The 8610-nt window shown below is 66.6% G+C and carries 6 protein-coding genes and 1 pseudogene; 4 read left to right on the top strand and 3 right to left on the bottom strand.

All coding sequences use genetic code 11. The features are described from left to right. Positions 1–1428 precede the first annotated feature (1428 nt). Positions 1429–3195 (bottom strand): GNAT family N-acetyltransferase, encoded by a 1767-nt coding sequence (locus ACWEQQ_RS44740; protein WP_452352525.1) that lies wholly within the window; start codon positions 3193–3195, stop codon positions 1429–1431. Between the two features lie 59 nt (positions 3196–3254). Between ACWEQQ_RS44740 and ACWEQQ_RS44745 the strand changes: the two genes are divergently transcribed. Then, positions 3255–4034 carry an alpha/beta fold hydrolase gene (locus ACWEQQ_RS44745; RefSeq protein ID WP_452352526.1) on the top strand — a complete coding sequence of 260 codons (780 nt, stop codon included), beginning with the start codon at positions 3255–3257 and terminating at the stop codon, positions 4032–4034. Between the two features lie 332 nt (positions 4035–4366). On the opposite strand, the gene ACWEQQ_RS44750 is transcribed toward ACWEQQ_RS44745, so the two are convergent. Further along, positions 4367–5731, bottom strand: coding sequence for a flavin monoamine oxidase family protein (locus ACWEQQ_RS44750; RefSeq protein ID WP_452352527.1), 1365 nt, complete (start codon positions 5729–5731; stop codon positions 4367–4369). 153 nt (positions 5732–5884) lie between these two features. On the opposite strand from ACWEQQ_RS44750, the gene ACWEQQ_RS44755 reads away from it, so the two are divergent. Together ACWEQQ_RS44755 and ACWEQQ_RS44760 are read left to right on the top strand one after the other, a co-directional pair. Then, entirely contained in the window at positions 5885–6484 is a 600-nt protein-coding gene (locus ACWEQQ_RS44755; RefSeq protein WP_452352528.1) for a hypothetical protein, read from the top strand. Positions 6485–6701: 217 nt separating this feature from the next. Continuing rightward, entirely contained in the window at positions 6702–7337 is a 636-nt protein-coding gene (locus ACWEQQ_RS44760) for a sensor domain-containing protein (RefSeq protein ID WP_452352529.1), read from the top strand. Here the strand turns inward: ACWEQQ_RS44760 and ACWEQQ_RS44765 are convergent. After that, complete coding sequence (locus tag ACWEQQ_RS44765) at positions 7318–7692, bottom strand: hypothetical protein (RefSeq protein ID WP_452352530.1); 375 nt, start codon at positions 7690–7692, stop codon at positions 7318–7320. The genes ACWEQQ_RS44760 and ACWEQQ_RS44765 overlap by 20 nt on opposite strands. A gap of 442 nt (positions 7693–8134) precedes the next feature. Here ACWEQQ_RS44765 and ACWEQQ_RS44770 point away from each other — a divergent pair. Continuing rightward, positions 8135–8610: pseudogene (locus ACWEQQ_RS44770) on the top strand (hypothetical protein); the annotation flags it as partial.

Below are 8610 nucleotides of genomic sequence, written 5' to 3' on the forward strand. Positions count from 1 at the left end.
TCCCTGCTCACCCACACGATTGCACGGACTCACGGTCGTTTGCCGTTGATCAACGCTAAACCGCCGGGACCGATCCCCGAAACCCGCAAGCCTCAGGGCTGACATCATCGCCCGCCTGCACGACGGCCCGCGCGGGGGGCAGGTACCTGGGACAGGGCACATGCCACATCGAGTTCGGCGGCGGCCTCGTCGGGAAGGTGGAAGCGGACTTCCTGTCCGGCCCGGCCCCGGTGGCTCCGTTCCTCGGACCGTCGGTTGAATTCGCCAGGGAGAAGGCGGAGTTCGCAGCAGACCGTCGGCGGCGCTGGTTCGGGTCGTGCGATGAACGGCCAGTCCCGCCGTTCCACCCGCCTGTCGCCATCAGCAAGGCCAAGACCGGCGATCCCCCTCTTCCACCACCGCCACGCCGCGAGCTGATCCGGTCCTTACGGCCGGGTCCGGATCTCCCGGCTCGTGCCGCGGTACTCGACGATGACGATGTCGCTGCGGCGCACAGTGACGTCGTAGATTTCGTTGCGCCCGCTCGACGGCTTCGGCCCCGGCGGTCGTCGGCTCAAGGGTGATCGACCCGCTGGCGCGACAACTCAGCGACCACGGCCGGACATCAAGCCGGGCAACAGAATCCGACACACGACCAACAAATCACAACAACATGAGACACGGTCTTAAGTGCCCACAGCACGCAACGAAAGTGAACGAAAACGGGGGTAACCAACGCGAAACATGCAGGTCAAGAAGTATGCTTGCTCTTCAGCTTCATCGCTCTTGGCGATCCCGAAGCCACCTCGTCCCTGCCCTGGTTCATCGGCGCGAACTCGGCATTCATCCTCGCGCTGGCCACCCCTTCGATCCTCCTGTTCTTCACCGCATCACGTAGAACACGCCTAAACAATCGGATCGCTCGCGGACTTCCCTTCGCTCAAAGTGTTTGGCGATCCGGCCACTACTGCCACCGCTGTGGCTACTGCTTCTGGCCCTACCAGCCTGCGCCTGGCGTCCCTGTGCGGCATGCTGTCTCACTGATTCGGTTTCGGGTAATCGTCTGGAGCGCAGGCGGTTACGCGAACGCATGACGAATCAGATCGCCAGCCTTCGCCTAATCCTCGATCCACCGATTGGGTTTCTGGGTTGTTCGCGCGCCTGCCGCGCGCGAACAACTGGGATTTGGGTAACAGGTAGCTGCTGGTCTGCCCAGCCTTTCCACTGTCGTTCCTGGTCGTAGGGTTGGTTCGCTGGACCGGCGGCTGTCAGCGGCCAGGACCCGCATCCGGTCGACGAGATTCTGTTAGAACAACTCGATCGCTTCGGTCACGCGGCCCGCCACCGGAATTCGTCGCCCCGCTGATCGGCTTGCCACGGCGGTTCAGTCACCACCGGACGTTGGACGAGGCGCCCCTCTCGCGCCCCTGAGCGAACGCCGGGAATCGGTCAGAGCGCCCGCTTCAGCCCGACGTGACTGTTGTCGTACCCGAGCCGCGCATAAAAGGCGTGCGCCCGCTCGCGCACCCGGTCTGTGGTGACCTGCGCGAGTGTCGCACCTCGGTGCCTGCCGTGGTCGTGTGCCCATTCGAGCATCGCGGTTCCGATGCCGCGAGAGCGTTCCGAGGCAGCGACCCGGACTCCCTCGATCTGGAGGCGGGTGGCGCCGCCGCGGGACAGCCCCGGAATGATGGTGAGCTGCATGGTGCCGACGATCCGGTCGCCCTCGTCCCGGACCACGGCCAGATAGTGCGACGGGTCCCTGGTGACGGCGTCGTATGCCTCCTCGTAGCGGGCAATTTCGAAACCTTCGCGGGTACGGCCGATCTCGTCGTCGGAGAGCAGCGCGACCAGCGCTGGCACGTCGGCACGCCCCGCCCGCTGCACACGATAGATCCGGTCGCCGAGTCGGAGCCGACCACCGACCGAAGCCCGTGCCCGTGACTGCAGTCGGGCGATCAGCGTGTCCAGCCAGGCGCCGACGTGGCGCCGGGCTTCGGGAGTGTCCGGATACCGGCAGCGCAGGTGCAGCCCCGCCTCGTCGAGGATGAACCAGAGCATCACGCCGTCGGTCCGAATCGTCGCGCCGACGTACTGCGCCTCCAATCCGGTCGCGTCGACTCGCACCGGCAGCCGACGCAGGTCCAGCCACGAAATCGCGAACATCCCCGGCGCCTCGGGCATCCCGCCCCACGGACGCAGGATGTCCTCCAGTGGCCAGGACCCCATCCGGACGGCCTCCTTCACCGCCTCTGCGCTGGCACGGGGATCGGAGTCGGCCGACTCGAGCACCGAGTTGGTGATGAACCACCCCACCGAGTCGTGCCAGGTGGTGTCGTACCGACTGTGCACCGGAAACACGGCCCGCAGTGCGGTGCCGGCCAACTCGTGGGTCACCTCGGTCATCGCCCCCACCACCAGCGCCAAGGTCGAGACGCCGTCGTCGCGGGCCTGCGCCGAGAACGCGGCGCTGTCGTCGACGTCGAGGACATCGCGCACCTCCACGCGCTCCTCCTGCAACGTCGCCTCACCCAGCGGCAGCGGGAACCGTGGCATCACATCGCCGCTGCTCGCCAGCACCTCTGCCCAGCGGCGGTGCACCTCGTCGGGTGCCGGCGGGCGGTCCCGCAGCGCGCGGGTGTGCTCCGCGAAGGCGGGTGCGGGCGGCAACGACGGTGCACGACCCTTCTGCACCGCGGCCAGCGCGGTGAGCAGGTCGCGCGCGATCACCAGCATCGACCACATGTCGACGTGCGCGTGGTCGGCGGCGACCACCACGGTCGGCCCTACCGCGGTCTCGAGCACGCAGAGCCGGTACGACGGACGACCGTACGGTGAACAAGCACGGTCGAGCACGGCGCGGAGCGCATCGTTGACCGCCTGCCCCGGAGCGATCACATGCTCGACCCAGCCGCCGGGGCGGATATCGACCTCGTGCAGCCGAGGCTCGCCGTCCTCGCCCGGCACGAAGACCGACCGCAGCGTGCCGTGCCGCTCGATCACCGCCAGCCAGGCGGTCGCGAGCTCGTCGGGCGGTACCGGCGCGGAGAGCCTGAAGGACAACGCCATCCAGGATCCCGCTCGGTCGCCGGCGCCGACGTGGCGTCGTTGGTCGAAGGACACGGGAAGTGACCGGCCCACCCGACCCGCAGTGACGTCGAAGCCCAGCAGGCGGCCGAACGGCAGGCGCAAGTGCGCGACGTTGGTCAGCCGCATGACGGTATCCTAGGCTTCCTCCCGAGCGATCGCCGTCTCACCAGCACCCTGGAGCCGCCGTGCCGACCTTCCGTGTTCCCGGCGCCGACCTCGACGTGGAACTGAGCGACGAGGGCGGCCACCCCGTCGTCCAACTCCACGGCCTCACCTCCAGCCGCCACCGCGACCGTCTGATGGAACTCGATCTCGGCCGCGGACTCAGCGGAACCCGACTGCTGCGGTACGACGCGCGCGGCCACGGCCACTCGACGGGCCGTACCGTCCCCGAGGACTATCGGTGGCCGGTGCTGGCCGATGACCTGCTGAACCTGCTCGACCACTGGTTCCCCGGTGAACAGGTGCACGGTGTCGGTCCTTCGATGGGCACCGGGACACTGCTGCATGCCGCTGTCCGCGATCCTGGCCGATTCGCCGGCCTCACCCTGCTGGTGCCCGCGACCGCCTGGCGCACCCGCGCCGCGAAGGCCGACATCTACCGGAAGAATGCCCGCTTGATCGAGAAGCAGGGACTCGACGCCTTCCTCGGTGCCGATCTCACCGTGCCTCGCCCGCCGGCCACCGTCGGAACGCCGGAAACCGTGCCGGATGTCGCCGAGCACCTACTGCCCTCACTGTTCCGCGGGGCAGCGATGAGCGACCTGCCCGCCCCGGAGGCGATCGCCGCGATCGAGGTGCCGACCACGGTGTTGGCCTGGATCGACGACCCCGCCCATCCGGTGTCGACCGCCGAGGCGCTGGTGGACCTGCTGCCGAAGGCCACACTGGAGGTGGCGCACACACCGGCCGATCTCGCACGCTGGCCGAGCATCCTGTGCGAGGACGTAGCACGACACGGGTAGGCGCGATGCCCTAGCGATTCGTTCTGGGGCCAACCGCCCGATACGATCGCCCGTGCCCCACAGCTCGCCGTCGGCCGGTCCGACTGGGGCCCGAGCGCCCAAATGTACGCTCTGGCTACACGGAACTGATCGAATCGGTCCCAGGACGGGTGCATAACAGACTCGACGAACTCGGGGACCCGTCATCTCCGATCTCGGGCAACAGCAAACCGCGACCCGCGCCAGGCACACCCATCAAGGCCATGCCGGCTGGCGGTGCCTCTTCCCCACAACACCTCAACCGATTCACTGTTCGGCGCGGAAGGAATGCCGCGACAACGCGAAACAACGGTTCAGCTCGCGAGTATCCGTCGGGCTTCGCGGACACCGGATGCCACGGCCCCGTGCACGGTCGACGGGTACGCATTGTCGGTCGCTTCGCCTGCGAAGAAAAGACGATCGGAGATGGGCTCTGCCAGTGCGGTGTAATCGACGAGTGACGAGCCGATCGCGGGATACGAATAGGAGCCGCGGGCGTACGGATCCTGGGACCATCGGGTGATCCGGTATCGAATCGGGTCGGGAACGCTCGGGCCGTACATGGTGCGAAGTCCGTTGAGAGCGTCGGCAAGGGTGGCGGTGTCGTCGAGCGCCTCGACCCGGCGAGCGGCGGAACCGCCGCGCAGCGCGGCAAGGACGGGCGCACCGTTGACGCGCTGCAGAGGTACCCAGGTGTCACCGGTGGCCAGGTTCGGGTTCGTCTGGACGAGGATTTCATTGTCGTCCCAGAAGATCTTGTCGAACTGCAGGAAGATCTTGTTGTACAGGCCGAATCCGACGCGCCCGATCGCGTCGAGCTTGGCGGCGGGGAGCGGCGGATCGAACGCGATCGCGCCGGTTTTGAGCACACCGAGCGGCACAGTGATCAGCACGCGGTCAGCGGTGAAAGTGCCGAGACCGGTCGATACCTCAACGCTGTGCTCCCGCATGGTCACCCGGTCAACGACATGGCTGTGGCGGATATCGAGTCCCTGCGCCAATCCGGTGGCAACTTGGTCGTATCCGTGCCGGAACATCACCTGATCGCCGGGCATGTGTCCATCGAGTTGCAGTCCCCAAAGCGGGATCTCGGCCGCATCCGCGCCACTGGCCTGCGTCGTGGTGTTCATCAAGTATCGCAGTCTGCCGGTGACATCAGCGGGGACCGGTGCCAGCACGGAGTCGAGGGCCGCCGCGGTGGATGTGTCCGCCTGCCCGGGCGCCCTCGCCAGAGTTTCGAGCGCGCTGACGGCTGCGACGGCACCCGCCTCGAGCTGTCCGGTTGTTGCAGCACCGAGGCGGGTCTGCCCGTCGTAGGTGACGAGGTCGCTCGCATTATGGACCACAGTGGGTAGGCCGAACTCGTCCCGAAGCGCGGTGACGGGGTTGCCGTCGATCCCGTGAATCCAGGACGCACCGAGGTCCAAGGCCACGCCCTGCCAACTGCGATCGGTCCACAGTCGTCCTCCGATGCGATCGCGTGCTTCCAGCACGATCACCTCGATCCCGGCGCACGACAGCTGTCTGGCCGCTGTCAGTCCGGCGGCTCCCGAACCGATCACGAGCACCTGCGTCGACCGCGAGGCAGCGGCCGCCCCCGCGGCGTTCTTCAGCAGGGGCGGGGTCACCAACGCGGCGACCGTACCCCGCAGGAAGGAACGGCGTTTCGATTCGCTCATCGCAGACCTCTCTCGGGGTGTCCGGGTCCGGCTCGGATCACGTCGATCGTGATGCGAACAGCCTGAATCCTGAATGCAACGCTGTTATGCAACGCTGTTGTATGACATTGTTACGGGAAGGGTGCGGCCGACGCAAGGGACGAGGAGTGTGACATGCCTATCGAGGTGGACAGTGCCGAGCGCCGACGCCGAATCGGCGAAGCCGGGGTGCAGATCCTGCGGGAACGCGGGAACGCGAGTCTGACCGTGCGTGCGGTCGCCGAGATGCTGGGCGGGTCGACCAGCCTGGTTACCAATTTCGTCCGCAACCGTACGGAATTGCTGGATCTGACGTTGGAAACACTTTCCGCGCAATGGAATAACGAACTCGACGAGATTCTCGGCCCACCGGAACAACGGTTGGCGACAACCGTCCGCTGGGCATTGGACTGGCACAGCGAATCCGGGCCCCTGGTGGCCCGGATCATGGTTCAGATCCTGGCCGATCCCACGATCGACCCGCAGCGGCTCGCCGCTGTGCACCGCGAGCTCGACCACTTGCACACCGTGCTCGGCGATGCCGTCGACGCCGCGGAGGTCCTCGAACCCGAGGCTGCGACCGACCTGCTCCACCTCGCTTCTCGCGGCGCCATGCTCACCCGGGCAGAAAACCCGGACGACTGGCCGCCCGACCGCATCACACGCGCCGCCGATCTCCTGGCGCGCCTCCTAAACTCCATGAGCGAACTCGACCGGCCGAGCTCCGCAAGTTGACCAGGTCCGGCACGGGACGGGCTGTCGCACGGGTTCGCAACCGACCCGATCAATCCGACTGGAAGACACAACCCAGTGGGGCAGAGGGTTCGGGAGGCGACAATCCGCGGCTGGTTTCCCGCAGAACCGACTGAACGCGCGGCCAACATCGAAACGGGGGACGACTGTGGTCGTGGGAAAATCATCGATCACCGTGAAGGTGGCGGTCGTTGCCGCAGTGTTCGCGCTGACCGGGTGTGGATCGGCGGGATCGACAGGTTCGGGGACCGATATCGAGGCACTGCTGTTGGCGCCCAAGGATGTTGACCAGATCATCAATCCTGCCAAGGCGAAGACCATCGACTCGGCCACCTACGCCGCGATGGCCGCCGACTACGCCAAGGATCAGGAGACCGTTCCGGCCGACGCGATGGAGCACCTCGCCGGCATCCACCCGGAAACCTGCGCGGTGTTGGCTGGGATCGGGTTCCGGCAGCTGTACGGATCGGACTTCACCGCATTCCGAAAACGGCAGATCGACAAGGGGACCGGCCAGAGCACCTCGAGCTACGAAGCTGTCGCGCTCTATCGTTCGACCGGTTCGAGCGCCGTAGTCGCGATCACGACGGCGCTCCAGGCGTGCGCGGGAACGAAGATCCCGATCGGCGCTGCGGGCGCGACTGTCCTTATCGACAGTGTTCGTACCCGGCCGAATGCTGCGGAGTGGACATATCATTCGCTGAATCCGCAGGCGGTGGACCGGCAATGGAACTGCGCCGTACGGGTCACGCCCACCGCCGTGATCGAGATCGAGTTGGCGGACGGCGATGCGGGTGCCGTCGCGGACGCGGTCGTCAAACGGGTCGGCGGGTGAGGCGGGGTTTCGCCAAGGCGATCGTGACGATCGGAAAGCCGAGCAGGGCAAGGCGGATCATGTGGTCCATGAATCCTGCCGGGCCGGTACCGAGGAGGTCCGGTTTGACGACTGCTCCGAAGACGCCCAGCACGATCACCAGGGCACAACCTGCCATCACCAGGATCTGTCCTGGTCCTCGGCGCACGATCAGCAGGATCGCACCGACGATCAGCAGGAGCGCTGCGCTCGGATCGAAAACGGCTGCCAGCCAGTAGTAGCCGCGCAACCATCCCCGTGGCATGACGGTGTACAGGTCGGCGAAGCCGGCGCTGTAACCGTCACGCAGGGCATGAACTGCACTGAGGGCCCCCACTATGGCCGCCAACCCACCCAGAAAAGCCAAACTGACTACGGCTGCACCACTTTTAACCACGCCCGATAGTACGCATCAGATCACGGACGGGACTGCTGCACAGATAGGTGACATCTGATTTGGCTTGCCTTCGGGCGGGCTGGAGGGATGCTGCCGTGCCCATGCCCTACCCCCGCGAGTTCCGCGACGATGTCGCCGGGTGGCTCGCAATCGTGATGCCGGGGTGACGTTGGAGCAGATCGCCGTCGACTTCGGAATCCACCCGATGACGCTGTCGAAATGGATGCGTCAGACCGATATCGACGGGGGAACCAAACCGGGTACCAGTACGAGCAGTCGGCTGAGCTTCGGGAAGCGAAGCGGCGAATTCGGTTGCTGGAGCAGGAGAACGAGGTCCTCGAGCGGGCCGCCGCGTATTTCGCGCAGGCGAACTTGCCGGGAAATGATCTACCCGCTCGTCCGCGAGCTGGCCGAGGACGGAATCCCCGTCACGGTGACGTGCCGGGTGTTGAATCTGGCCCGTCAGCCCTATTGCCGGTGGTTGGCCGAACCGGTCACCGACGCCGACCTCGAGCAGGCGTATCGGGCCAACGCCCTGTTCGACGCCCACCGCGATGATCCGGAATTCGGTTACCGATTCCTGGCCGACGAGGCCCGCGCCGCCGGTGAGCCGATGGCCGACCGGACCGCCTGGCGGATCTGCTCGGCGCAGGGCTGGTGGAGCGTGTTCGGCAAGAAGCGCCGTGGCAAGGGCAGGCCCGGCCCGCCGGTCCACGACGATCTGGTCCAACGCAACTTCAGCGCCGAGTCCCCTGCTCATTCAGCTGCGGGAACTCGGCATGCGCGCGGTGTGGCCGCGGCTGGTGTTCCGGATCGCCGAGCGCGACCAGATCGCCTACGCCACCCGCTGGCGAACAC

It is taken from the genome of Nocardia sp. NPDC004123 (assembly GCF_053603795.1).